This is a genomic window from Kribbella ginsengisoli (assembly GCF_039537185.1).
Lineage (GTDB): Bacteria > Actinomycetota > Actinomycetes > Propionibacteriales > Kribbellaceae > Kribbella > Kribbella koreensis.
In genome coordinates, this window is sequence record NZ_BAABAA010000001.1 from 698559 (window position 1) to 724367 (window position 25809).

A 25809-nucleotide genomic window follows, 5' to 3' on the forward strand; every position below is an offset into this window, starting at 1 on the left:
AGGATGTGAGCATGCCGAAGATCCTGCAGCAGACCGGCGGCGATGTGGTCGAGATCATCCTCGCCGACCATCGCTGGTTCGAGGAGGCCTTGCGCGAGCTGCGCGACGTAGAGGCTGATCGGGCAGCGGTGCTGGCGGATCTGGCGACCGTGCTGATCGCGCATGCCGAGGCCGAGGAGTCGAAGGTCTATCCGTCGCTGCGCAAGAAGGACGCGATCGACGCCGAAGAGGTCGAGCACTCCGAGCACGAACATGACGAGGGCAACGAAGCGCTGCTCGCGCTGATGGAGGTCGAGGACACGGCGAGCGAGGAGTTCGGCGACAAGACGCACGAGCTCTCCGAGGCGCTGTCGCACCACCTCGACGAGGAGGAGCGGGACGTTCTCAACCCGGCCAGGACGGATGTCGATGCGGACGACCGGGCCAAGCTCGGCGAGGCGTTCGCCGCCGAACGCGCCCGGTTGATCGACAGCGGTTGCGGCTCGATCGAGAACGTCCGCAAGCTGGTCGAGAAGGCCAAGAGCTAGCCCGGCGCCCACCGCCGGCTCGGCGGGGTGCCGCGGTGGAGCCTGCCGGCCTTGAGCACGGGCCAGTCGCCAGAATCGGCGTCAGTGCGACTGGCCCGTGCCCAAGGCGGCGGGATCGTCCCATAGGGTCTGCGGGATGGGGCGTCGCCGGTATCCGTTGCTCGAGCATCCCGGGTATGTGCGCTTCTGGACCGCCGACGCGGTGTCGATGGCAGGGTCGGCCTTCACTGCGCTGGCCGTGCCGATCATCGCGAAGCTCACCCTGCACGTCAGTACGACCGAGCTGGGCATCCTGCGCGCCGCTGCCTGGCTGCCCTACCCACTGCTCGGGCTGCTTGTCGGCGTGTATGTCGACCGGCATCGCCGCCGGCCGCTGCTCATCGGCTCCGACTTCGCCCGGGCTGCCGTACTCGGCATCCTTCCGCTCGCGGCCGCCCTCGACGCGCTGACCTATCCCCTGCTGGTTTGCGTCACGCTGGCCTTCGGGTCGCTCTCGATCGTGTACGACGCGGCGCATCAGTCGTTCCCGCCCGTACTCGTGCCGAAGCCACTGCTGACCGCGGCCTACGCCCGGCTGGAGCAGAGCGCGGCCGTCGCCCAGAGCGCCGGTACGCCGCTGGCCGGCGTGATCATCGGCATCATCGGCGCGCCGCTCGCGATCCTGCTGGACGCGATCTCGTACCTCGTCTCGGCCGTCCTGCTCAGCACCGTCCGGCCCCTCGAGCCAGAGGTTGCCCTAGGCAAGGACCAGCCCCGGCACCTACGCCGGGAGATCCGCGAAGGACTGAACTGGGTCTACCGCAACCCCGCCTTCGGCCCGGTCACCTTGACCTCGCACCTGTGGTTCATCGGCCAGGGCCTGCTCACCACGGTCTACCTGGCCTACGTCCTCGGCTTCGACCACGGTGCTGTAGTACTCGGTATCACTCTGGGCTTCACCGGGATCGGCTCGGTGCTCGGGGCCGGCGCCTCCAGTTGGTACGGACGCCGCTTCGGTGTCGGACCCGGCATCATCGTGTGCCGCTGGCTCAGCCCGCTCGCCTACCTCACCGTCCCGCTGGCCGGCGACTCCCTCGGCGGCATCGCCCTGCTCTGCGCCGGCCAACTGCTGTTCGGCATCTCACTCGGCCTCGATGGCCCGATCGAGATGGCCTACCGCCAGTCCATCACCCCGTCCGGCCTGCTCGGCCGGATGAACGCCACCACCCGCTCCCTCAACCGCGCGATGATCGTCATCGGAGCCCCACTGGGCGGCATCCTCGCCGACCACTACGGCATCCACCTGGCTCTCTGGACAGGAGTCGCCATCATGGTCGTCCAAGCCCTCTGGCTGAACCTCAGCCGCTTCCGTCACGCCCGCCTTCCGGACTGAGCCTCATCGACTGGCGAAGGGCTGGTCCGAGGGGACGATCTCCTTGCCGAGCGGGAGCAGCGAGATCGGGATCAGCTTGAAGTTGGCCAGGCCGAGCGGGATACCGATGATCGTCAGGCAGAGCGCGATGCCGCTGGCCAGGTGGCCCAGCGCCAGCCACCAGCCGGCGACGATGACCCAGATGATGTTGCCGAGGACCGAGCCGGCGCCCGCGCTGCGCTTGTCGACGACGGTCCGGCCGAACGGCCAGAGCGCGTACCCGGCGATCCGGAACGACGCGATGCCGAACGGGATCGTGACGATCAGGATGCAGCAGATCAGCCCGGCGACGACATAGCCGACGGCCAGCCAGAAACCGGCCAGCACCAGCCAGATCAGGTTCAGAATCGTTCTCATGCCCTCCAGCCTGCCACCCGCCGGGTGTGCTCGAGGGTCAATCGGGCCACCAGTCCGGGATCATTCCGGGGCATCCAGTGGCCACCCCTGACCACCTGCACGCTGAGGTTCGGGGCCCAGCGCGCCACGTCGGTCTGCAGCGGCGTCGTCACGAAGGCATCCCCGTCCGGCGACACAGCCAGCACCGGTACGCCGGTACGCCGCTCCCGCGGCCGCGCCAGCCGCTGGAGCACGTTCGCCCGATACAGGTTCAGCCCGTTGACGTAGTCCCCCAGTGAGCGCTCTCCCTCGGCAGAAGCCGTCCCGCCGGCGCTGCGCTCGAGCCGGCCGAACACGCGATGCGCCCACCCCTTCCGCCAGCCACGCTCCGGCAGCCACGGAAGCTGGAAGTAGAAGACGTACCAGGAGTGCATGAGCTGCTTCAGCCCCTCCCACGACCGCCAGCGGCTCCGCAGGAAGTAGCCCACGTGATCCAGCGACGGCCCGGAGATCGACACGAACGAGTCGATCCGTCCCAGCAACCGCTCACTTGTGACGAAGTGCCACGACTGGATCGATCCCCAGTCATGTGCGAGCAACTGCACCGGCTGCTCCGGCGAGACCGTATCCAGCACCGCCGTGAAATCCTCTTCGAGCCGCTCCAACCGGTACGCCGCCCGCTGCCGCGGTTGGTCCGACTCCCCCGCCCCGCGCACGTCGTAGGTGATCACCCGGAAGTGCTCGGCCAGCCTGAGCGCGACCGGCTCCCAGAGCGTCGCGTTGTCCGGGTAGCCGTGGACCGCGATCAGCACCGGAGCCGTCGGTTCGCCGTACTCGTAGACGGCGATCCGGGTGCCGTCGGCGCTCGTCACGTACCGCATGGGCTCAGTAGTCCTCGACGCCGAGGACCTCGAACTTGATGCCTGCAGCAACCAATCGCCGACGGAGCGCCGGGCCCATCGCCGAAGCCGTCGTCACCTGACCGGACGTCTCGGGGAGTGAGTCGAGGGCCAGCGAGAGCGCGCATTCACCCAGCATCTTGGCCGTCTCGCCGTAGCCGGGGTCGCCACCGGAGACCTCGGTGACGACGCGCTTGCCGCCGCCTTCGCCGATGAAGCGAGCCTTGAACCAGGACTTCGCGCGGCGTTCCTCGCTCGGCCCCTCGCCGGTCTTGATCCGGCTCAGGATCGCCTTGCGAGCGGGCGGGATCTGCGCGGCGACGGCGAGCAGGCCGATACCGGCGATGCCACCGGCGACCATCGGCAACTGCTTCACGGCCGCGAAGTGGGAGTAGCGGAAGTCGGGTCCGTACTCGTCGAGCAGCACGGCCGAGTTCGCCACGATCTGCGGGTCGACGGTCGGCAGCGGGACGGCCCAGAACCCTTGGCTGCGGTGGATCCTGCCGGTCACGACCTTGACCGACCGGCCCGTGGGACGCGGCTGGGTCCGACGCCGGGCGCGGTGCGCGTCGAGGTTCTGCTTGCCGCGGGAGAAGGCGGTGATCGCGGTGTGCAGGGTGCCACCCGACGGCTTGCCGCCGGCCCGGATCAGGCCGTCGACCTTGATCGGGACGTTCTTCGGCAACTGCTCGACGGTGTACTGGACGCCCAGGTCGTACGGGATCGAGTCGAAGCCGCAGCAGTGGACGATCCGTGCGCCGGTCTCGACCGCCTTCGCGTTGTAGGCGACATACATCCGGTCGACGAACTCGGATTCGCCGGTGAGGTCCAGGTAGTCGGTGCCCGCCTCGGCACAGGCGGCCACCAGCGGTTCGCCGTACCGGACGTAGGGGCCGACCGTGGTGACGACGATCCGGGCGGCCTCCGCGACAGCCTTCAATGAGGCAGCGTCCTCGACGTCGGCGATGAGCAGGTCGACGTCGGCGCCGAGCTTGGACCGGACAGCCTCCAGCTTCGCGCGATTGCGGCCGGCCAGCGCCCATTTCAACTCGGCCGGGGCGTTCTTGGCCAGGTACTGGGCGGTGAGCTCGCCAGTGAAGCCGGTCGCGCCGAAGACGACTACGTCGTACGGGCGGGTCATCGGTTGGCGGCCTTCTCGGAGTCGGCCTTGCCGCCGGCGCCCGAAGCGCGGGAGGAGGCTGCGGCGCCACGGGCCTCGATGTCGGCCAGTGCCGCGCGATCGGCCTTCGGGACACTGAAGCGGGCGCCGGCCTCGATCACATGCGGCGTCAGCCAGCGGAACACCTTGAGCGCGCCGATCCAACCGGGGACATGGACAGTGCGGGAGCGCTTCCTGATGCCCTGGGTGAACTTGTCGACCGCGAACTCCAGCGGGTACGTCTTGCCGACCAGTGGGATGCCGGTGCGCACCTTGCCGAACACGGGGTGCTCATCGACACCGCGAACCATGTCCGTGTCGACGAAGGTCATGTGCGCCACGCCCACGGCGACGCCCAGGTGCTTCAGTTCGGGGCGGAGGCTGTCGCCCATCGCCTCGACCCCCGCCTTGGCGACGTTGTACGACGCGAGACCGGGGATGCGGACGACGGCGGCGAGGGACGAGACGAGCAGCAGGTAGCCCTTGCTCTCCAGGAGGTGCGGCAGCGTCAGCTGTACGGTCCGCCAGACTCCGTACAGGTCGACGTCGAGAACGCGCTCCCAGACGGCCGGGTCCATGCTCCTGGTGAAGCCCGGCGCCGCGATGCCAGCGTTGGCCACGACCACGTCGATCCGGCCGTAGCGCTCGGCGATCGCCTCCACCGCGGTCCGCAGAGAGTCGGTGTCGGTGACGTCGGCCTCCCACCAGCCGGCGTCGGGGCCGCAGTCCTCGGCGACCTTCTTCAGCTCGTCAGGCTCCAGGCCGACCAGCGCGAGCGTGTCGCCCTCGCCCGCCAGCCGGCGCGCGACGGCCGCTCCGATCCCGCGGGACGCGCCGGTGATGAGTACGACCTTGCCAGCCATCGTGACCTCCGACTGTTGAGTGGATACTCAACAGTAAGTGCTTATTGACCTATTACTCAATACACTGGCGCCTGTGAGCCACACCTCGTCCGCCCGGCTGCAGCCCGCCGAGCGCCGCACCCAGATCCTCGACGCAGCGCGCCGGGTCCTCGAGGCCGACCCGCACCGCGAACTGAGCGTCGAGCTCGTCGCGGCCGAGGCGGGCGTCTCCCCCGCGCTGCTGTTCCACTACTTCGGCTCGAAGAAGAAGTTCCAGTACGCCGTGATCGAGGCGGCCGCCGCCGAGGTGATGCTCCGGACGGCTCCCGACCTCTCCCTGCCGCCCGCCGAGCAACTCCGCAGCGGCATCCGGGCCTTCGTCCGGGCCGTCCTCGAGGCGCCCCAGCTCTACCGCGCGACCCTTCTCATGTCAGCGGCCGGCGACCCCGCCGTACGGGCCCTGCACTCCGAGCTCCGCCAGGTCTTCAGCCAATGGGTGATCAACGCGGTCGCCGAGCGCGGGATCGAGATCACCCCGTCGGTCGAACTCGCCTGCCACGGCTGGCAGGGCTACGTCGAGTCGACCCTGTTGAGGTGGATCGACAACCCGACGGTCTCACCCGGCGAACTGGAGAGTCTTTGCGATCGCTCCCTCGACGCGATCCTGGGTACGACCAGCGAGTAAGGGCCGTCGATTCGAGGTCGGCGCGCCACGACGAGTGGGCCACCACCAACTCGGGGCTTGGGGAGGATTCTCCAGCAGCCGGGGAGGAAAATACCCCCGCTCAGGGGCAAAATCCGCCCCAACCCACCGCGACCAGCCCACAACCACGGGATCCCGTCGTTGGCGGCGGCTGCGGCTACTGCGACACGCCGGGCTTCAGGCCGGTCAGTGCCTGCAGGAGCAGGCCGGCCAGCTGCCCGGCGCCTTCGTTGCCGATGGCATCGAGCAGGCGGCGGTCGGCGGCTCGCAGTACGGCGCGGCCCTTCTCGAGGAGCACTTGACCAGCCTCGGTGACCTGGAGGTCGGCAGTTCGGCCGCGACCGGGCTCGGTGAGGAGCTCGACGGCGCCGAGGTCCTGCAACCGGCGCAGTGTGGCCTGCATGCTCTGGGTGGTGATGCCGTCGCGACGGGCCAGCTCGCTGTAGGAGAGGCCGGGCTGGTGGGCGAGATGGCCGAGGGCCGAGAAGTACCGCATCGAGAGTCCCTGCTCGCGGAGTTCGGCCTCTGCCTGCTCGCGGAGCTGACGCCCGAGCATCATCAGCAGCCACGCCGGACTCGTGGCGGCACCGGCCGGTGGCCCCTCTGACGCGTCTGTCACCCGGCCATCATCGCAGGACCGGTTTCAGCCGGACTGACGGTTGAGTTACAGTCTGACTGAAACTCACGTCCTCAGGGAGAGCGATGAACAAGTTCCTGCTCAGCGTGCACGTGCTCGCCGCCATCCTCTTCATCGGCCCGGTGACGGTCGCCGCCAGCATGTTCCCGCCGATCGCCCGCCGTGAGCTGGCAGCCGACCAGCCGCAGACAGCGGTACTGCGGACTCTGCACCGGATCAGCACCGTCTATGCGATCGGAGGGATCGCCGTGCCGGTCTTCGGGATCGCCGTCGGCGCCGGGCTCGGCGTACTCGGTGAGGTCTGGCTGGTCATCTCGATGGCGTTGACCGCCGTCGCGGCCGGGGTTCTCGTGGTCGCGGTGCTGCCGGTTCAGGCCGAGGTGATCGCCGCGGCGGATCAGGATGGCGCTACCCGGACCGCTGTACTGCCGCGGGCTCGCAGGCTGTCGATGACGACGGGGATGTTCGGACTGCTGTGGGCGACCGTCACCGTGCTGATGATCGTCCGGCCCGGCTCGACGACCGGGGTGTGACGAGCAGCTAAGGTGCCGGGGTGCTGAAGGTTGCGACGGTGAACGTGAACGGGATCAGGGCGGCGTACCGGCGAGGGATGGCGGGGTGGCTCGAGGAGACCGATCCGGATCTGTTGCTGCTGCAGGAAGTCCGGGCGACGGATGAGGTACTGCGGGATCACCTCGGCGCCGACTGGCAGATCGCGCATGCGGAGCCGGCGCTGGAAGGGCACAAGGGCCGGGCCGGAGTGGCCGTCGCGAGCCGGCGGCCGATCAAGCAGGAGAACGCCGAGATCGGGCCGGAGCGGTTCAGCGGGAGCGGGCGCTGGGTCGAGGCGGACGTCGTGCTCGACGACGGGTCGACGCTGACGGCGATCAGCACCTATGTGTTCACGGGCGAGTTCGAGACACCGCCGCGGCAAGCGGAGAAGTACGCCTTCCTCGATGCCTTCACCGAGCGGTTGTCGGTACTCCGCGCCGACGGGCGGCACGTGCTCGTCTGCGGCGACCTCAACATCGCGCACCGTGAGGTCGACCTGAAGGCGTGGAAGGCGAACCGCAAGAAGAGCGGCTTCCTGCCCGAGGAGCGCGCCTGGCTGGATCGTTTGTTCGAGGCCGGCTGGGTCGACCTCGGCCGGCGGTTCGGCGGCGAGGGACCCGGGCCGTACTCCTGGTGGTCGTGGCGTGGAAAAGCCTTCGACAACGACGCCGGCTGGCGGATCGACTACCAGATCGCCTCCCCCGAGCTGGCCGGCAGTGCCACCTCTTGTGTGACCCATCGGGCACCGACGTACGCCGAACGCTGGAGCGACCACGCACCGGTCGTCGCCTGCTACCAGATCTGAGTTAGTCTCCGGACATGTCCGAGTTGAAGCCGCCAGTAGCCGCCCGTAAGCCGATCGAACGCACCCACCACGGAGACGTTTTCGTCGACGACTACGAGTGGTTGCGGGACAAGACGAACGACGAGGTGCTGGACTACCTGCGGGCCGAGAACAGCTACACCGAGGCCCGCACCGAGCACCTGGAATCGTTGCGTGAGGCAATCTTCTCGGAGATCTCGGACCGCACCCTGCAGACCGACCTGAGCGTCCCGGCCCGCAACGGCGGCTTCTGGTACTACGCCCGCACGATCGAGGGCAAGCAGTACGCGCTGAGCTGCCGGGTCAAGGCGACCGGCGACGAGCCGCCCGCGACCGACGGCGAGATCGCCGGCGAAGAGGTGCTGCTGGACGGCAACGAGCTGGCCGGCGACTCGGAGTTCTTCTCGCTCGGCACGGTCGACGTCTCCCCCGACGGCCGGCTGCTCGCGTACTCGGTCGACCTGACCGGCGACGAGCGCTTCACGATGCGGATCAAGGACCTCGACAGCGGCCAACTGCTGCCCGACGAGCTGCCCGGCGTGCACTACGGCTCCGCGTGGTCGACCGACGGCTCGACGATCTTCTACACGAAGGTCGACGACGCGTGGCGCCCGCACCAGGTCTGGCGGCACACCCTCGGCGCGTCCGACGACGTGCTGGTGATGGAGGAGCCGGACGAGCGGTTCTGGGTCGGCGTCGACCTCACCCGCAACGAGCAGGCCATCATGATCTCCCTCGGCAGCAAGCTGACCAGCGAGGCCTGGCTGCTCGACGCGTCCGACCCGACCGGTACGCCGGTTGTCGTGGCACCGCGGCGGGAAGGCGTCGAGTACGACGTCGAGCACGCCGGCGACCAGCTGCTGATCGTGCACAACGCCGACGCCTCCAACTTCTCGCTGGCCACGGCTCCGCTCGACTCCCCCGGCGACTGGACGACGCTGATCGAGGGCGACGAGTCGAGCCGGCTGCTCGGTGTCGACGCGTTCGCCGATCACGTCATCCTGTACCGCCGTCGCGACGCGCTCACCGAGCTGGCGATCATGCGGCGCGAGGGCGGCTCGTTCGGCGCTCCGGAGGCACTGACCTTCGACGAGCCGATCTACACGGTGTCGCCGGGCCGCAATGACGAGTGGCAGGACACGCGGTACCGGTTCGGCTACACGTCGCTGGTGACGCCTGGGTCGACGTTCGACGTGGACGTGGCGACGGGTGAGCGGCGACTGCTCAAGCAGCAGCCGGTGCTCGGCGGGGTCGACCTCAGCGCCTATACGCAGTACCGGGAATGGGCGACCGCCCCGGATGGCACTCGGGTGCCGATCTCGCTGGTGGCGCGCAAGGACGTGGGCAAGGACGGGAACGCGCCGATCGTGCTCTACGGCTACGGGTCGTACGAGAGCTCGATGGACCCGTGGTTCTCGATCCCGCGGCTGTCGCTGCTGGACCGGGGCGTGGTGTTCGCGATCGCGCACGTGCGCGGTGGTGGCGAGCTCGGGCGGCACTGGTACGACGACGGCAAGATGCTCACCAAGCGCAACACGTTCACCGACTTCATCGCGGCGGCCGAGCACCTCGTCAAGGACGGCTGGACCAAGCCTGAGCGGATCGTCGCGCAGGGCGGGTCGGCCGGCGGGCTGCTGATGGGCGCGATCGCCAACCTGGCGCCGCAGGCCTTCGGCGGCATCGTGGCCGAGGTGCCGTTCGTGGACGCGCTGACCACGATCCTCGACCCGTCGCTGCCGCTGACCGTGATCGAGTGGGAGGAGTGGGGCAACCCGCTCGAGGACCCCGAGGTCTACAAGTACATGAAGTCGTACGCGCCGTACGAGAACGTGACGGCCCAGCAGTACCCGCGGATCCTCGCGATCACCAGCCTGAACGACACCCGCGTCTTCTTCGTCGAGCCGGCCAAGTGGGTGGCCAAGCTGCGCGCGACCGCGAGCGGCAACGTCGACGTGCTGCTGAAGACGGAGATGGACGCCGGCCACGGCGGCCGCAGCGGCCGGTACGACGCCTGGCGCGAGGTCGCCTTCACCCTCGCCTGGGAGCTGGACACCCTCGGCCTGGCCTGAGCTCCGGGAAGGCCGCCGGCCTCTCCAGCGTTCTAATCCGTGAGAGCGACTGATGCGTGTGTCCTGTGACACATTCATCGGCCCCGAATGATTGATTCAGCAGGCATTCGGGGCCGTTCGAGGAGAAACCTGAGAATTGTTTCAGGTGCCTTTTCGGGCCGGAAACCCCACGAATCAAGCCGATTGTGCGCACACCGCGTGTGCGGTGCGCAGAACCTGGGCACTGAGCGTGCAGCAGGGGGCGGTTTCGGTGCGGTGAGGGTGCCGGGAAATCTCAGGGAACGTTCAGGCTGTTTACACACTCATCGTGGAATCTTGAACCTCACTCGAGCGTTGCTCTCCATGTAACGACGAAGGGAGTTTCGGTGGCTCGCATGGCTCGTGTCCGGTCCACGGACGACGGTATCGACGGTAAGGACAGCGTCGGTCTCTACCTGGAAGAGATCGCTCGCACTCCTTTGCTGACCGCGGAAGAAGAAGTCGAGCTCGCTGAAACGGTTGAGGCAGGTCTCCTCGCGGAGCAACTGCTGGCCGAGGGGCGGGTTGGACGCAAGAAGGGCGGAGCGCCCAAATATGCGACGGAGGAAGAGCTCGAGTGGCTGGCCGAAGAGGGCCAGCGCGCACAGCAGCGGTTCGTGACCGCGAACCTCCGCTTGGTGGTCTCGATCGCCCGCCGCTACGGACGGTCCCAGATGCCGCTCCTGGACCTGGTCCAGGAAGGCAACACGGGCCTGATCCGCGCGGTGGAGAAGTTCGACTACCGCAAGGGATTCAAGTTCTCGACGTACGCGACCTGGTGGGTGCGGCAGGCCATCACCCGCGGTATCGCGCAGCAGGCCCGAGTGGTCCGGCTGCCGGTGCACGTGGTGGAGCAGCTGAACCAGATCGGGTCGGCCCGGCGGACGCTGGAGCGCAAGCTCGGGCGTGAGCCGGAGATCGCCGAGATCGCCGAAGAGCTGGACCTGGACCCGGAGCGGGTGACCGACCTGATCCGGATCGGCCGGGACCACATCAGCCTGGACAACCCGATCGACGACGAGGGCGAGACCTCGCTGGGCGACCTGATCGCGGCCGAGACCGCGCCGGGGCCGGACCAGCTGGTCGCGGACGCCTCGGACCGGTCCGGACTGTTCAGCCTGGTCGACCAGCTCGACCCACGGTCGGCGGACGTGATCCGTCGCCGCTACGGACTGCACGACGGCCGCCAGGCCAAGCTCGCCGACATCGGCGCGGTGCACGGCATCTCCGCCGAGCGCGTCCGCCAGATCGAGCGCGAGGCCCTCGGGCGCCTGCGCCTGCTGGCAGACCCGACACTGGCCGCCTGACCCGCGCCACCAACTCCCCCCAGAACCCCCGAGCCCACCACCGCGGCCCGGGGGTTCTTCACGTCTCCCCCGAGTCCCCGGCGGCTGCACCGGCTGACGGCGCCCGCAGTTGCGGCTGTGGGGCGTCCGCCGGCATGGTCGGCTCGGCCGGCGCCTATGGCCTTCCGGCTAGCGGGCGTTCCAGGTGTCGACGAGTGGGATGAGGTCGGCGAGGTTCTGGATGGTGGCGTCGGGGACGCCTTCGGTGTGGCCGATCTGCTCTGTGGGGATCGCGCTGTGCGGGATGTGGGCGGCGCGCATGCCGACGTTCTGCGCGCCCCAGACGTCGTCGAACAGCCGGTCACCGACGTACAGGGCGCTGGCCGGCGCGTCCACCTTCACGGCGCGCAGGGCGGCGTGGAAGGCCTCCGGGTGCGGCTTCGAGTACGGGATCTCGCTGGTGTAGACGGCGCCGTCGAGCAGTTCGAGCACGCCGTCGCGGGCGAAGATGTCCTCGTGGCGTTGCCGCGACCAGATCGTGTTGGACAGCACGCCGATCCGGAGGCCGCGGTCGCGGAGCGCGCGCAGGGTGTCGAGGGCGTCCGGCGCCAGCTCGGTGTGCGGTTGCCAGCGCCGTTCGTACTCCGCCAGGGCCGACGGCGTCATCGCCACGTCGGCCAGCAGGCAGACCTCCTCGAGCGTGCTGCTGAGGTGCTCGTCGCGGGATCGGCGCCAGATCGAGTTCTCCGCGTCGAGCAGGCGGGTGGCCAGCTCGTCGGCGCGGGGCTCGTCGATCAGGGTGGCGACTGAGCGCCATAGGTCGTACAGGTCGATGTCGTGCCAGGTGGCGAGGGTGCCGCCCCAGTCGAACAGGACGGCTTCGAGCGGTTCAGGGTGTGGGTTCGTCACGGCGGACACCTTGCCAGAGGGGGCCGACAGAACGCGCCCGGTTTATCGGCTGACCTGGGCGATGTTGTTGCGCTTGGCGAGCCAGAGGACGCCGGCGGCGTACAGGGCGATGCAGGGGAGATCGAGGACGAAGACCGACCAGTGCGCGCCGCCCTGGTCGGACCAGTCGGACAGCTGGCCGAGTGCCGCGGGGATCATGAACGCGATGATGTTGTTGATCGAGTGCAGCGCGATGCCGGTCTCGAGTCCGCCGGTTCTGATCGTCAGCCAGCCGACGGTCATCGCGAACAGGAAGATGTCGGCCATCGCCCAGCCGGTGTACCCATGCCCGAAGACGAACGCGACGCTGCTCACGACGAGCGCCGGCCACGGGGAACGGAAGAGTCGCTTGAGCTGCCGGACGAACGGCCTGCCGTCGGTGTTGTCCGGGCCGTAGGCGCCGACCGCCTGGACCAGCCAGCCGCGGAACACGAACTCCTCGGCGGCCGACTGGAACGGTACGAGGACCAGGATCACCAGCGCCGGTACTACGAAGTGGGCCCAGCCGACCCAGGAGCCGTCGTCGCCGGTGTCCGTGCCGGCGTCGGCGTTCGGGAAGAGGGCGTCGAAGGCGTTGCCGAGGGCGATGTTGAGGACCAGGTAGGCAAGGCCGGGCAGGCAGCACAACGCGAGCCAGCGCCAGCGGATCTTCTGCAGGACGGACGCGACGCTGAAGGCTGGGCGGCGCTGGATCCAGCGGACGGTGAGCAGGACCAGTGGGGTGAGGACGCCGAGCAGGACCAGGTTGGAGGCGATGTCCTCGGTGGGGTTGTTGAAGAAGACGCCTGAGTCGTCGTCGGTCACGTCGTTGGGCGAGATGATGTCCCAGACGACGATGATGAAGATGGTCGTGAACATCGCCAGCAGCCCGAGCACGATCGACCCGACAACCGGCCGCCACCATCGGTGCGCCGGAGTCCGCGCCATCCGGTGAAACGGCGTCCCCACCGGAGCCGGCACCACCCGAGGCTCCTTGACCCCGAACTGCGGGTGCCCGTACGGCTGCGGCGGATACGGCTGATACCCCTGCTGCCCGTACGGCGGGTACCCCGGCTGCCCGTACGGCTGCGGCTGCCCAGGCGGCGGATAGCCAGGTCCCGGCCCGTATGGCCCCACCCCCGGTGCGCCGTAAGGCGGAGCCCCCGGATAAGGCTGACTCCCCGGGGCCGGCCCATACTGCGCCGGCCCCGGATACCCACCCGCCGCCCCCGGATACTGCGCCGCCCCCGGGTACTGCTGTGCGCCCGGGTATTGGGCCTGCTGGGCCTGCGGCGGCGCGCCATACGGCGGCGGCTGCTGCGGCGACCACCCAACCGGCGGCTGCCACCCACCCGGCTGCACCGGCGGCTGCCCCGGCGCCTGCCACCCCGCGGAGTCCTGCGGCCGCTCCCCCGGCATCTGCCAACCACCAGTCGGCTGCTGCTGGCCACCATTCTCTGCCGACCGCTGCCTCGGCGGCTGCCAGCCACCAGCCGGCGGCTCTTGCGGACCAGCCTGGTCAGCTGTCGCCTCGGGATCTGGGAGCTCCCGCGGGTCTGCCGCGGCTGCGGGCTCGGGAGTGGTGGGCGAGGGCGTGTCCGCGGGGGGCGGGTCCTGGTGGGGATCCATGGGGAGACTCTATGAGATTGGGGCAATGGCGGGTGGGGGCTGGCATGCTTCGGGGCATGGGTGTTGTGGGGGTGCGGGTTCGGGTGGGGTATGCGTTGGGGTCGGTGGCCACCGGGTCCTTCGGGAGGGTACCGGGGTTGCTGCTGTTGCCTTATCTGACGGACACGTTGGGGATCGCGGCGGTGGTCGCGGGGGCGATCGTGTTGTTGCCCAAGGCGCTTGATGTGGTGCTCAATCCGGTGGCGGGGCGGATCTCCGATCGGCATCAGTCGCCGCGCGGGCCCCGTCGGCCGTTTCTGCTCAGGGGCGGCCTGTCGCTGGCGGCCTGTTTCGCGTTGCTGTTCGCGGTACCGGATCTGGGTTCGAAGGTGTTCGACGCCGCCTGGGTGCTGCTCGCGTTCGTCGGCTGCGCGACGGCGTACGCGTTCTTCCAGGTGCCGTACATCGCGATGCCCGCCGAGATCACCGACGACTACACCGAGCGCACCCGGATGATGAGCTGGCGCGTCGCCGTGCTGACCATCGCCATCCTGATCAGCGGTGGCAGCGCCCCCGCCATCCGCGACGCGATCGGCGGCCGCGACGGCTACCGCGCGATGGGCCTCACCGTCGCGCTCCTCCTCGCCATCGGCACCTTCGGCGCGTACTACGGAACGCGCAGCGCCCCAACAGGCGCCGTCCGCGAGACCACCGGCACCCTGCGCGAGCAACTCCGCGTCGTCGCGCAAGCAGCCAACTTCCGCTGGCTGCTCATCACTCTCGTCCTGCAGGCGCTCGCGATCGGCTCGATGCTCGCCGGCATCGACTACCTGGCCCGGTACGTCCTGCGAAACCCCGGCGCCGCCACCATCGCCTTCGTCTGCGTCGTCGGCCCGGCGCTGCTCGTCAGCCCGCTCTGGCTTGCCATCGGCAACAAATTCGGCAAGAAGACCGGCTTCCTCCTCGCGTCGGCCGTCCTCGGCCTGGGCGCCATCGCAGTCATCCCCGCCCAGCACGTCCCCACCTGGTGCGTCTACCTCGCCACCGCGATCGTCGGAGTCGGCTTCACCGGCGTACAGGTGTTCCCGCTCGCCATGCTCCCCGACGTGGCCGCAGTCGACGCGGCGCGAAGCGGCGTCCGTCGAGCCGGCGTCTTCACCGGCATCTGGACAGCGGGCGAGACACTCGGCCTCGCCCTCGGTCCAGGTCTGTACGCCTTGGTGCTGGCCGCCGGCGGCTACGTCTCCTCGACCAACCGCGACGCGATCCAGCCCGGGTCGGCCCTGACGGCGATCGTGATCGGAATGTCGGTGGTCCCTGCTTTGCTCATCGCCGTCAGCTTCTTTGCCCTGAAGCGCTATCGGCTGACCGCAGAAGAAGTCCTGGAGGCCCGATGACCGACGTACTCGCCCGCCTGCGCGCCTTGCAGCAAGGCGACCTGCCGACGCACGGCGGCAGCACGCTCGCATACGTCTATGACTCCGGTCTGGCCGAGGCCGACGAGCTCGGCCGCCAAGCGCTCGCCCTGTACGGCGCGACGAACGGCCTCGACCCGACCGTCTTCCCCAGCCTCCGCACACTGGAGAACGACCTCGTCGCCTGGGCCGCTCGACTGCTGCAAGGCGGTGAAGCAGTCGGGACCGTCACATCAGGTGGCACCGAGTCGATCCTGCTCGCCGTCCAGACCGCACGCGATGCGGCACCTGGGATCGCGCAACCGAGCATGGTGTTGCCGTCGACCGCGCATGCCGCGTTCCACAAGGCGGCTCACTACTTCGGGGTCCGCGCGGTGGTGGTCGAGGTCGATGAGGCGACGTACAAGGCGGACCCGGACGCGATGGCCGCGGCTTGCGACGACACGACGGTGCTCGTGGTGGCGAGTGCGCCGTCTTATGCGCATGGGGTCGTCGATCCGATTCCTGAGCTGGCCGCGGTGGCCAGTGCGCGGGGAATTCGGTTCCATGTGGATGCGTGTATCGGTGGTTGGGTGTTGCCGTATCTGCGGGCCGGTGGGGTCGAGGTCGCGCCGTTCGACTTCGTAGTACCGGGGGTGACGAGCATTTCGGTTGATCTGCACAAGTACGCGTACACGCCGAAGGGTGCGTCGATCCTGCTGCACCGGACGGCCGGGCTGCGGCGGCCGCAGTATTTCGCGCACGCGGACTGGCCGGGCTACACGATGCTCAACTCGACGATGCAGTCGACCAAGTCCGGCGCTCCCCTGGCCGCCGCGTGGGCCGTCGTCCAGCACATCGGCGACGAGGGGTACCAACGACTGGCCCGTACTTCGTATGACGCGACGCTCCGACTGGCCGACGCGGCCGAGGCGATCGACGGGCTGAGTGTGCTCGCTCGCCCGGAGACGACGCTGGTCGCGCTGAGGAGCGATGAACGGGCTGATGTGTTCACGATCGCTGACGAGATGGTCGCGCGCGGGTGGTTCGTGCAGCCGCAGCTCAGCTTCCGCGGGCAACCGGCGTCGCTGCATCTCTCGATGAGTGCCGCGACCGCGCCGAGGCTCGATGAGCTGATCGCCGCGCTGCAAGCGGCCGTCGCGCAGGCGCAGGCAGCCGGTCCCGTGCAGGTCGCGCCCGAGCTGGCCGAGGCAGCCAAAGCGATCGACCCCGCGCTGCTGGATGACGCGGCCTTCGACGGGTTGCTCGAGATCGCCGGGCTGGGATCGGGCGAGACGCTCCCTGACCGGATGGCGCCGGTGAACGCGCTCCTCGACGTCGCTCCCCCACGCCTGCGCGAGGCGCTCCTGATCGCCTTTCTCGACCGCCTGATGCGCCCCAGCTGACCACGCTCGGCGAGTGCCTGACCTGCCCGCCTGACGCGCCCTGGCTGACCACGCTCGGCGGGTGCCTGACCCGCCTGCCCGGCCGACGGATGTGACCCACCTGAGCGCCGACCGGAGTGCTTGTTGCATGCTGGCTGCCGTCCGATGACTTTGTTTGGAGGATGTGCTCGATGGTGACCGATCCGACGCCTGGTCCGACCGCGTCGACCCGTGCTCTGCCGCAGTCCGTGCTGACGCCGCTCACCGGGTCGGCGATCTTCCTCGTGGTCCGGATCGATCCGGGCGGCGAGGAGCAGGCGCGTGATCTGCTGGAGCGCGTCACCGGACTCACCCGCGCGGTCGGCTTCCGCGTGCCGGCCGGCAGCCTGTCCTGCGTCACCAGCATCGGCTCGGACGCCTTCGACCGTCTTTTCAGCGGTCCGCGCCCCGCCGAGCTGCATCCGTTCATCGCGCTCGAGGGTGCCAGGCACAAGGCCGTGTCGACGCCCGGCGACCTGCTCTTCCACATCCGCGCCGCCCAGCTGGACATGTGTTTCGAGCTGGCCCAGCAGATCATGAAGGAGCTCGACGGCGCGGCGACGGTCGTCGACGAGGTACACGGCTTCAAGTACTTCGAGATGCGCGACCTGCTCGGCTTCGTCGACGGCACCGAGAACCCGACCGGCACCGAGGCCGACGAGGCGGTCCTGATCGGCGACGAGGACCCGGACTTCGCCGGCGGCAGCTACGTGATCGTCCAGAAGTACCTGCACGACATGAAGGCGTGGAACGCGCTGACCGTCGAGCAGCAGGAGCTGGTGATCGGCCGGACCAAGCTCGAGGACATCGAGCTGCACGACGACAAGAAGCCGACGAACTCGCACATCGCGCTGAACGTGATCGAGGACGAGGACGGCAACGAGCAGCAGATCCTGCGCGACAACATGCCGTTCGGCACGATCGGCACCCAGGAGTTCGGCACCTACTTCATCGGCTACGCCAAGGACCCCGGCGTCACCGAGCTGATGCTGCGCCGGATGTTCCTCGGCGAGCCCGAGGGCAACTACGACCGCATCCTCGACTTCTCCACCGCCGTCACCGGCACCCTCTTCTTCACCCCGACCGCCGGCTTCCTCGACGATCTCCCGCCGGCGCCCTGACAGCTATTCGCCGAAGGGCGGGATGTCGTAGCCGGCCGGAGCCGCCCAACTGAACAGGATCGGGTCCTTGAAGGTCGTCGGCACCTTGCCGCGGTTCTGGATCACCGTCGATGCGCCGGTCGCATGCCCAACGGCGTACAGATATCCGGCGCCGCTGTCCTTGTCGATGGCGAGCAGCAGTACGCCGTACTGGCCGCATCGCTGTGCCTGGAAGGACTCGAAGCCCTGCCAGGTCGAGGCTCGGAGGTTCTTCACCACCGGCTTCATCGGCAGCGTGGTCGGGATGTGGATCGTGTACAGCCCGCCGCTTCGGGTGTTGGCCAGGAAGGTGTCGTACGTCGGCGTCTGGCTGATCAGCGTGATCGCCTTGACCGACGCGAAGCCAGGCGCGAAGCCCGCGCTGTGCCACTTGCCGTAGACATCGATCGTCCACCGGTAGAGGTTGCCGTCACCCCGCAACCCGTACTCCGTAGTCCTGGCGTGCCCGCGGTTGTCGTCGAACCGGGAGGTCTCGACGGCGGTGAAGGCACCCCAACCGCCACCGACCTTGGTGGTCTTGAAGCTACCCGGCTCGACGTCGTAGGTCCCGTCGAGGACGAACCAGCGCACCGAGTACATAGCGTCGCCCAGCACCATCCACCCGTACCGCGACGAGCCGTTCTCGTAGTCGGCGTCATAGGCCACCGAGCTGGTGAGCCGTACCTGCCCCGGGCCGAACAGCTCAGGCGTCTCGGTCCGGTCGAGCGTGGTCGTGGGCGGCGTCGTCGCGGTGAGATCCCGCACTTTGACCGAGCCATCAGCCGTCAACGCACCAGACAGAACACTGCAGGCCTGCGTGGTCACCTTGGGCCCGGTGGCGCTCGGCGAGGTCGTCGCGGCGTGCGCGACGCCGACGCCCGGAACCGTGAGAAGCACGGCTGCCAGCAGGAAACCTGTCTTCATTGCTGATCACTCCCCATTGAACTGATCGAGGTCGGAGACGTAGCCCCAGCGGAAATACGTGGACGGATTGAAGGTGCCCGGCAGCTTGCCGCGGTTCTGGATCGGGGTGGCCGTGCCATTGGCGTGGCCGACGGCGTAGAGGTAGGCCACTTGGCTGTCCCGGTTGATGCCGACCAGCAGGACGCCCTTGCCGCAGCCCTGGGCGAGGAGCGTGTCGAAACCCTGCCAGGTCGACCTACGGACCACCTTCACGACCGGCTTCATCGGCAGCTTCGTCGGGAGGTGGATCGTGTACAGCGCCCCGCCGTGGGTGTTCGCGAGGAAGGTGTCGTACGTACGGGTCTTGCTGATCAGCGCCATCGCCTTGACGGCCGAGAAGCCGGCCGCCGTCCCGGTTTTGTGCCAAGCGCCCTTCGCGTCGACGGTCCAGCGGAACAGCGTGCCGTCGTTGCGCAGTGCGTACTCGTTGGTGCGGTCGAAGGAGTCGTCGACGTACTGCGATTCCTCGAACGCACGGAACATGCCCCACCCGCCGCCGATCCTGCGGTAGACCGGCCGCCCGACGAGCTGCTGGTTCTGGTCGGTGTCGTACTGACTCCGGTACATCCCGTCGCCCACGGCCACCCAGCCGTCGGCATGGCCGCCGGACGCCGGGCCCGGCTCGTACTGGAACCGGCTGCTCATCCACGGCCCGCCCGCCGTGTAGACGTGCTCGGTGGTCCACGTCGGCGTGACCGACGGCGGGACCGTTGCCCGGATCTCCTGGCGATTGTGCTCGCCGAGCGCACCGCCCGAGCCCAGGCTCAGGCTGCAAGCGGCCGCGGGAGTGGCCGACCCCTCCGTGGCCGCTCCCGCCGCGCTCGTCGTACCCAGGCCCGCCGTCAGCAGCGTCAGCCCGACAACAGCTGAGACGCCCCGAAGTCGCCTCTGCTCGCTACGGATCATGGTCGCTCCCCTTACCTGAACCGGTCTAGACCTGGGCTACGTAGTCAACCCTGTACGAGGAGCTAGATGCGGACGGCACGGCGAAAGTTGCGGCCGGAAATTGTCGGTGCCGTGGGTGAGACTGGAGCCATGTTGCTCGCAGATGTGGTCGCCACCTCGACCTCGCTGAGTCAGACCAGGTCGCGCCGGGCGAAGGCCGACCTGATCGCGACGTTGCTGACCACCGCGACCGAGGCGGTGGAGACGGAGATCGTCGTGACGTATCTGTCCGGCGAGCTGCGGCAGCGGCGCACGGGCGTGGGCTGGCGGACGCTCGCCGACGCGCCGGAGCCGGCCGCGGGGCCGACGCTCACGATCGAGGAGGTCGACCAGGCGTTCGCCGAGCTGTCCGAGTTCGCCGGGGCGGGGTCGCAGGCGCGGCGGCGGGAAGCGGTCGCCGCGTTGTTCGGGCGAGCGACCGCGGAGGAGCAACGGTTCCTGCGGCTGCTGGTCAGCGGTGAGCTGCGCCAGGGCGCACTGGACGGCGTGATGGCGGATGCCGTCGGCAAGGCGACCGGGATCCCGCTAGAGAAGATCCGGGCGGCCACGATGTTGCGTGGTGCGGCGGCGCCGGTTGCGGTCGCTGTGCTGACCGAGGGCGAGGCCGGGCTCGATCAGTTCGGGCTGGAGGTCGGGCGCGGGGTGCAACCGATGCTCGCGCAGTCGGCGACGAGCATCGCGGAGGCGCTCGCGAAGACGGGCTCGCCGGCCGCGATCGAGTGGAAGCTGGACGGGATCCGGATCCAGGTGCACCGGGACGGATCGGACGTCGTGGTCTACACCCGCACGCTCGACGACATCACCGACCGGGTGCCCGAGGTGGTCGGCGCGGTGCTCGACCTCAAGGCCGACAAGATCGTGCTCGACGGCGAGCTGATCGCGCTGCGGGCGGACGGTCGGCCGGAAGCCTTCCAGGTGACCGGTTCCCGGACGGCGACGCGCGCGGCCACCGGGCCCGAGACGGTTCCGCTCACGCCGTACTTCTTCGACATCCTGCACCTCGACGGGCACGACCTGCTCGGGCTCGACTCGACCGAGCGGCACGAGTGGCTGAGCAAGGTGGTGCCCGAGGAGCGGCGGATCCCGCGGTTCGTGACAGCCGATGCCGAGGCCGGTGAGGCGTTCTTCACCGACGCGGTGAAGCGTGGGCACGAAGGCGTGATGGTGAAGTCGCTGTCGGTGCCGTACGAGGCCGGCCGGCGTGGGTCCGGCTGGGTCAAGGTGAAGCAGACGCACACGCTCGACCTGATCGTGCTCGCGGCGGAGTGGGGGCACGGCCGGCGTACCGGGTGGTTGTCGAACCTGCATCTGGGCGCGCGGGACGAGGAGACCGGCGAGTTCGTCATGCTGGGCAAGACGTTCAAGGGGCTGACCGACGAGCTGCTGCGCTGGCAGACGGAGAAGTTCCAGCAGATCGAGGAGCGGCGCGACGACTACACGGTCTATCTGCGGCCGGAGGTCGTGGTGGAGATCGCGTTCGACGGCGTCCAGACCTCGACGCGGTATCCGGGTGGGATGGCCTTGCGGTTCGCGCGGGTGCTGCGGTATCGCGAGGACAAGACCCCGGACCAGGTGGACACTGTGCAGGCTGTCCGCGCGATCCACCAACCCAGCGAAGGACCCACCGATGACGAGTGAACCCGTCGACCCCGACCTCGCATCCCGCCGGCTGGCCCACGAAGCACTGGAGCAGGACGACCCGACCGGTTGGTTCGAGCGCTTGTACTCCGCTGCGTCGGAAGGCGCGGCCGTCTTGCCCTGGGATCGCGGCGCCGCGCACCCGTTGCTGCTGGACTGGGTCGCGACGGCCGAGCCGCACGGCGCCGGCCAACGGGCACTGGTCGTTGGCGCAGGTACTGGCTGGGACGCAGAGCTGGTCGCCGACCAGGGCTATGACACCACCGCCTTCGACATCTCCCCCAGCGCTGTCGAGACGGCCGAGCGCAACCACCCGGACTCGAAGGCGACGTACCAGGTAGCCGACCTCCTCAACCCACCCGCCGAGTGGCACCGCGCCTTCGACCTGGTCGTGGAGATCTACACCGTCCAAGCGCTACCAATCCCTCTCCAACCCGAGGCGACAGCCCACGTAGCCGACTTCGTCCGCCCCGGCGGCACTCTCGTCGTCATCGCCGCCGCCCGCGACGACAACACCCCCGACTCCTCGGTCGACGGCCCACCCTGGCCACTGACCCGCGCCGCCATCCACGCCTTCACCACCCCCGACCTCAAACTGATCCAGCTGGAACGCACCCCCAGCCCCAACGACCCAACCCTCCACCGCTGGCGAGCCGAATACCTCCGCGACTGACGGAGCACGGCGACTGCATGATGCCGAGGGCCCTGTGGTTGCCGGGGCACCCACCCGGTGCAAGGGACTGTAGATCGCGTCACCCGCCCGGCCAGTGGCAGGTTTTGGTGCCGAAACTGCTGTCGCGCCGCGGCCGAGGGCACCGGCCGGATCGCCACGCATACACAACTCTCGCCGGCCGCCCCGGCGCGCCGAGGGTAAGCGATTGCCCGCCGAGTTAGGTATGCGCCGCCGTCCGCGATCCCGCCCGAAGCCCGGCTACCGGGCTACCGGGCTACCGGGCAGCTATTCGTCGCCGGGTGCGCTTGTTACCGCTCAAGGCTCTCCGACCCCCGCACCCGGTTGCCTGAGGCACCTAATGCTCCGTCTGAGTATCCGCGGCCGCAGGATCTACTGACGTCGAGCACAAAGTTGGCTGAGAATCACACCAGGATCCGTTGGCCGGAGGTTTCTCAGGGGCGGTACGGGCGGAAGGTGTTGCGGAGGTCGGTGGTCCATTCGGTGGGGATTTCCCAGGGGATGAAGTGGCCGCCGGTGGGGTGGGCGTTCAGGTTGACGTGGTTGTACCAAGGGGCCCGGTCGCTGTCGAGGAAGTGCTGGACTCGGCGGTCGGTGGTGACGCCGGGCGGGTTTTCGTGGGCGACGAAGGTGATACCGGTGGGGGCCTCGATCGTGGGGTGACGGTCGTGCGAGGGCGTCCACGGGTAGCGGTTGTTGTTGGAGTAGGTGCGGATCGACGTACCGATCGCGTTGTTGACCCAGAAGATCATCGCGTGGGTGAGCAGGTCGTCCTTGGAGAAGACCGTCTCCAGGTCGCCACCGTTGTCGCTCCAGCTCCGCCAGCGCTGCAGGATCCACGCGAGCATGCCCGCGGGCGAGTCGGACAGACCGTACGAGAGGGTGCTCGGGTCGAGGACGTGCACGGCGAGATGAGTGGCGAAGCGCTTCTCCAACTCGACGATGCGCGCATGGACCGCGGGCGGCAGACCTTCGGGGATCGGGTGACCGCCGCTGAGGTCCCAGCCACGGTCTCCATTGAAGAGGGTGAGCTTCTGGCCGGAGCCGATATGGATCGCGTAGAGCTCGTCGGCGTACTTGTGACCTAGCTGCCCGGTCACCATCGCGCCGACATCGCAGCCGGCCGCGGCGTACTTCGAGTAGCCGAGCGTCTTCGTCATCAGCTCGTGCCAGAGATCGGCGACCTTCCAGTAGTTCATGTCCGGGTTGTCCGGCAGCGGCGTCGAGAACCCGAAGCCGGGGAACGACGGCACGATCACGTCGAACGCGTCGGCCGGATCGCCGCCGAACGACGCCGGGTCGGCCAGCGGATCGACCACCTTGACCCAGTGCCAGAAGGTCCACGGCCAGCCGTGCGTGAGGATCAACGGGATCGGGTTCGGTCCGACGCCGGGCTTGCGCAGGAAATGCACCGGTACGCCGTCGACCTCGACGCGGTAATGCTCATAGGCGTTGATCGCCGCCTCAGCCTTCCGCCAGTCATACTCGGTCCGCCAGTACTCGACCAGCTCCTGCAGGTAGTCGCGGCGCACCCCGTAGTACCAGTCCTCGTTGCCGGCCTCCTGCGGCCAACGGGTCAGCGCCAGTCGCTGGCGGAGGTCGTCGAGTACTTCGTCCGAGACGTGGATCTGCGTTGTTTCCAAGGGAAAGTCGTTCATTCGTCACCCGACGCTCGATGGAGTTCGACCAGGCGGGTCAGCGCGGGGAGCGCCGCCTGGATCCTGGATCGTTCGGCCGGCGTGAGCCGCTCGGCAAGCTCGGTCAATCGCACCATCCGCTCCTCTTGTCGTCCGCGTACGACGGCCGCCCCCGCCCCGGTGATGTGGACGAGCACAGCCCGCCCGTCCGACGGATCAGCCCGCCGCTCGACCAGCCCTTCCCGCTCCAGCTTGGTCACGATCTGCGTGATCGCCGGCTGCGTCACCTGCTCGCTGGCGGTCAACTCACTGAGCCGCTGAGGCCCAACGGTCGCCAGCGTGTGCAACACGGACAAGGTCGTAAAGCTCAGCCGCTGGATGGCAGGCAACCGGATGTTCATCCGGGTGAACTCCCCCATCACCTCGACCAGCTCACTGATGCTCAGTTCCTGGGCCACGCAGCTGACTATATAAGAAACTTAGATAAACATCTCATCTATTTTCCCGCCCCGCCCGTACCCTTCGGCGAGTGGACCTCCAGACCTTGATGACTCGCTTCGGCGCAACCAGCGCCGACCCGATCGAGCTCGGCCACTCCGACGCGACGGTGGTGCGGATGGAGCGCGGCAGCGAAACCCTGTACTACAAGGCGGGTCCGGGAGTCGCGGCCGAGGCCGACCGACTCGGCTGGCTCAGCACGACTGACATCCCGTGTCCGCGAATCGTCGACCGGGGCGAGGGCGTCGAAGGCGAATGGATGCTCAGCACGGAGCTTGCCGGCCGAGATGCCTCGCAGCGTTGGCCGGCCGCCGAGCGTCCCGCCGTACTGGCTGCGATTGCGGATGGGATCAGCCGGCTGCATGCGCTGGCCGAGTGCCCGTTCGAGTCGCCGTATCCGGGATCGCGAGGCGCCGTGACGCATGGCGACTTCACCGCGCCGAATGTGTTCGTCGATCCGGTGACGTTGCGCTTCAGCGGGTTGCTCGATCTGAGCCGGCTTGGGCTGGGTGAGCCGTACGTCGACTATGCGTTGATGCACAGGAGTTTGGCCGGGCCGCTCAATCCGCAGTACGGCGGGACGGCGGCGGCGCGGGAGTTCGTCGTACTGGCCGGCGGGGATCCTGATGATCCGCAGCTCGCGTACTACACCAGGCTCGGTGTCACGGGCGAGTACTAAGCTTCGGCAGATGTTTCCGATGGGGCTTTCGATGCTGTGGGAATCGGCCGAGCCGCGGGAGGCCTTGCGGGAGAGGTTCGGGCTGGAGAGCTTCGGCGATGCGGTCACCTGGCTGACCAAGGTGCTGGCTGAGCGCTGGGCGCTCGAGGTCGAGGCGTGCGAGCGGATCCTGATCAGTGACCAGAACGCGATCGCTTGGGTCGGTACGGACCAAGGTGCGTTGGTGGTGAAGTGGTCCCGGGCGCAGGAGAAGTTCGCGAAGTTCACCGCGATTGCGGAGCTGCTGCGGGCGCTGCACGAGCATGGCGTGCCCGTGGCGGCGCCGATTCCGGCTGTCGATGGGCAATGCCGAGTGATTGTTCATTCGGGAGCATTGCCACTGTCGATGACCGTGCAACCGCAGGTCATCGGCGAGCTGCTGGAGACCAGCGACGGATCTGCGGTCCACCGGGCAGGTGCTTGTCTGGCCGACCTGCACGGCGCCTTGGCCAAGTACGAGGACAGTTCGCTGCGCGGGTCAGATCAGGACGTGGATCTGCGCACGCGGATCGAGAGCTGGCTGGAACACGAGGACCGCGGGCTGGCACCGGCCGGATCGGCGAGACTGCGCGAACAAGTAGCGTCGCTGCCGCCCATCGACGCCGAGCGTCAGCTGATCCACAACGACTATCGGGCCTCCAACATCTTGATGGCCGAGTCGGAGGTTGTCGCGGTCATCGACTTCGACGAGGTTGCCTGGGACTACTGCGTCCGCGACCTGGCCAACTCGTTCGTGGTACTCGGCACCCACTTCACCAAATGGCAGCCGACGCCCGTGAGTGTCCGTGAGATCTTCCTCCAGGGATACGAATCGGTCCGGCCGCTCAGCGAGCTCGAACTCCGATGGCTCGAATCCCTGACGCTGTGGCGCGCCATCACCGCCATCCCAGGCGGAGACGACCCGGCCGGGTGGGCGGACGCCCTGTAGAAACTCCGGTGCGGTTGCCGGGGGTGTCCGCGAGAAT

Annotated in this window: 24 protein-coding genes and 1 pseudogene; 14 read left to right on the top strand and 11 right to left on the bottom strand. The window is 68.6% G+C overall.

The annotated features are described in order from the left end of the window. Positions 1–11: 11 nt before the first annotated feature. On the top strand, positions 12–527 hold the full coding sequence (locus ABD768_RS03020) for a hemerythrin domain-containing protein (RefSeq protein WP_344837030.1): 516 nt from the start codon (positions 12–14) through the stop codon (positions 525–527). Between the two features lie 136 nt (positions 528–663). Continuing rightward, entirely contained in the window at positions 664–1899 is a 1236-nt protein-coding gene (locus tag ABD768_RS03025; protein ID WP_344837033.1) for an MFS transporter, read from the top strand. 3 nt (positions 1900–1902) lie between these two features. Here the strand turns inward: ABD768_RS03025 and ABD768_RS03030 are convergent, their stop codons facing one another. The 4 genes and pseudogenes from ABD768_RS03030 to ABD768_RS03045 all read right to left on the bottom strand — a co-directional run. After that, the gene (locus ABD768_RS03030; RefSeq protein WP_344837036.1) at positions 1903–2295 is read right to left on the bottom strand and encodes a YccF domain-containing protein; all 393 of its coding nucleotides are present in this window, start codon (positions 2293–2295) and stop codon (positions 1903–1905) included. After that, positions 2292–3155, bottom strand: a complete 864-nt coding sequence (locus ABD768_RS03035) for an alpha/beta fold hydrolase (protein WP_344837039.1) — start codon at positions 3153–3155, stop codon at positions 2292–2294. The genes ABD768_RS03030 and ABD768_RS03035 overlap by 4 nt, the downstream gene beginning before the upstream one ends. A 4-nt stretch (positions 3156–3159) precedes the next feature. After that, entirely contained in the window at positions 3160–4314 is a 1155-nt protein-coding gene (locus tag ABD768_RS03040; protein WP_344837042.1) for a saccharopine dehydrogenase family protein, read from the bottom strand. Further along, positions 4311–5198: pseudogene (locus tag ABD768_RS03045) on the bottom strand (SDR family oxidoreductase); the annotation flags it as partial. The gene ABD768_RS03040 and the pseudogene ABD768_RS03045, both read right to left, overlap by 4 nt. Positions 5199–5268: 70 nt before the next feature. Between ABD768_RS03045 and ABD768_RS03050 the strand changes: the two are divergent. After that, the gene (locus ABD768_RS03050) at positions 5269–5859 is read left to right on the top strand and encodes a TetR/AcrR family transcriptional regulator (protein WP_344837045.1); all 591 of its coding nucleotides are present in this window, start codon (positions 5269–5271) and stop codon (positions 5857–5859) included. A gap of 175 nt (positions 5860–6034) precedes the next feature. Here the strand turns inward: ABD768_RS03050 and ABD768_RS03055 are convergent, their stop codons facing one another. Next, positions 6035–6496 (bottom strand): MarR family winged helix-turn-helix transcriptional regulator, encoded by a 462-nt coding sequence (locus tag ABD768_RS03055; protein WP_344837047.1) that lies wholly within the window; start codon positions 6494–6496, stop codon positions 6035–6037. Positions 6497–6579: 83 nt separating this feature from the next. On the opposite strand from ABD768_RS03055, the gene ABD768_RS03060 reads away from it, so the two are divergent. From ABD768_RS03060 to ABD768_RS03075, 4 genes are all read left to right on the top strand, one after another. Further along, entirely contained in the window at positions 6580–7047 is a 468-nt protein-coding gene (locus ABD768_RS03060) for a DUF2269 family protein (protein ID WP_344837050.1), read from the top strand. Positions 7048–7067: 20 nt separating this feature from the next. Beyond that, positions 7068–7871: an exodeoxyribonuclease III gene (gene xth, locus ABD768_RS03065; protein ID WP_344837053.1), complete on the top strand. Its 804-nt coding sequence runs from the start codon at positions 7068–7070 to the stop codon at positions 7869–7871. A gap of 14 nt (positions 7872–7885) precedes the next feature. Beyond that, complete coding sequence (locus ABD768_RS03070; RefSeq protein ID WP_344837056.1) at positions 7886–9958, top strand: S9 family peptidase; 2073 nt, start codon at positions 7886–7888, stop codon at positions 9956–9958. Positions 9959–10323: 365 nt separating this feature from the next. Next, on the top strand, positions 10324–11283 hold the full coding sequence (locus ABD768_RS03075) for a sigma-70 family RNA polymerase sigma factor (protein ID WP_343978973.1): 960 nt from the start codon (positions 10324–10326) through the stop codon (positions 11281–11283). Positions 11284–11451: 168 nt separating this feature from the next. Here the strand turns inward: ABD768_RS03075 and ABD768_RS03080 are convergent, their stop codons facing one another. Further along, complete coding sequence (locus tag ABD768_RS03080; protein WP_344837059.1) at positions 11452–12171, bottom strand: HAD family hydrolase; 720 nt, start codon at positions 12169–12171, stop codon at positions 11452–11454. 42 nt (positions 12172–12213) lie between these two features. Continuing rightward, entirely contained in the window at positions 12214–13818 is a 1605-nt protein-coding gene (locus ABD768_RS03085) for a CPBP family glutamic-type intramembrane protease (RefSeq protein ID WP_344837062.1), read from the bottom strand. A 56-nt stretch (positions 13819–13874) separates the two neighbouring features. Here ABD768_RS03085 and ABD768_RS03090 point away from each other — a divergent pair, with 56 nt between their 5' ends. The 3 genes from ABD768_RS03090 to ABD768_RS03100 all read left to right on the top strand — a co-directional run bounded on the left by ABD768_RS03090 (position 13875) and on the right by ABD768_RS03100 (position 17736). Beyond that, positions 13875–15194: an MFS transporter gene (locus ABD768_RS03090; protein WP_344837065.1), complete on the top strand. Its 1320-nt coding sequence runs from the start codon at positions 13875–13877 to the stop codon at positions 15192–15194. Then, a complete protein-coding gene (locus ABD768_RS03095) occupies positions 15191–16597 on the top strand; it encodes a pyridoxal phosphate-dependent decarboxylase family protein (protein ID WP_344837067.1) in 1407 nt (468 codons plus the stop codon). The genes ABD768_RS03090 and ABD768_RS03095 overlap by 4 nt, the downstream gene beginning before the upstream one ends. 170 nt (positions 16598–16767) lie before the next feature. Further along, positions 16768–17736 carry a Dyp-type peroxidase gene (locus ABD768_RS03100; protein WP_344837069.1) on the top strand — a complete coding sequence of 323 codons (969 nt, stop codon included), beginning with the start codon at positions 16768–16770 and terminating at the stop codon, positions 17734–17736. A 3-nt stretch (positions 17737–17739) separates the two neighbouring features. Here ABD768_RS03100 and ABD768_RS03105 read toward each other — a convergent pair whose 3' ends face one another. Then, positions 17740–18678, bottom strand: coding sequence for a hypothetical protein (locus tag ABD768_RS03105; RefSeq protein WP_343978956.1), 939 nt, complete (start codon positions 18676–18678; stop codon positions 17740–17742). Between the two features lie 6 nt (positions 18679–18684). Continuing rightward, positions 18685–19623 carry a hypothetical protein gene (locus ABD768_RS03110; protein ID WP_344837072.1) on the bottom strand — a complete coding sequence of 313 codons (939 nt, stop codon included), beginning with the start codon at positions 19621–19623 and terminating at the stop codon, positions 18685–18687. A 129-nt stretch (positions 19624–19752) separates the two neighbouring features. Between ABD768_RS03110 and ABD768_RS03115 the strand changes: the two genes are divergently transcribed. Then, entirely contained in the window at positions 19753–21300 is a 1548-nt protein-coding gene (locus tag ABD768_RS03115; RefSeq protein ID WP_344837074.1) for an ATP-dependent DNA ligase, read from the top strand. After that, a complete protein-coding gene (locus ABD768_RS03120) occupies positions 21290–21973 on the top strand; it encodes a class I SAM-dependent methyltransferase (RefSeq protein WP_344837077.1) in 684 nt (227 codons plus the stop codon). Before ABD768_RS03115 ends, ABD768_RS03120 begins: the two co-directional genes overlap by 11 nt. Positions 21974–22425: 452 nt before the next feature. Here ABD768_RS03120 and ABD768_RS03125 read toward each other — a convergent pair whose 3' ends face one another. Continuing rightward, positions 22426–23649: an epoxide hydrolase family protein gene (locus ABD768_RS03125; protein ID WP_344837080.1), complete on the bottom strand. Its 1224-nt coding sequence runs from the start codon at positions 23647–23649 to the stop codon at positions 22426–22428. Further along, positions 23646–24086: a MarR family transcriptional regulator gene (locus ABD768_RS03130; RefSeq protein ID WP_344837082.1), complete on the bottom strand. Its 441-nt coding sequence runs from the start codon at positions 24084–24086 to the stop codon at positions 23646–23648. The genes ABD768_RS03125 and ABD768_RS03130 overlap by 4 nt, the downstream gene beginning before the upstream one ends. Before the next feature lie 71 nt (positions 24087–24157). Here ABD768_RS03130 and ABD768_RS03135 point away from each other — a divergent pair, with 71 nt between their 5' ends. Then, positions 24158–24805, top strand: coding sequence for a phosphotransferase (locus ABD768_RS03135; protein WP_344837085.1), 648 nt, complete (start codon positions 24158–24160; stop codon positions 24803–24805). A gap of 19 nt (positions 24806–24824) precedes the next feature. Continuing rightward, positions 24825–25772, top strand: a complete 948-nt coding sequence (locus ABD768_RS03140) for a phosphotransferase enzyme family protein (protein ID WP_344837087.1) — start codon at positions 24825–24827, stop codon at positions 25770–25772. Positions 25773–25809 lie beyond the last annotated feature (37 nt).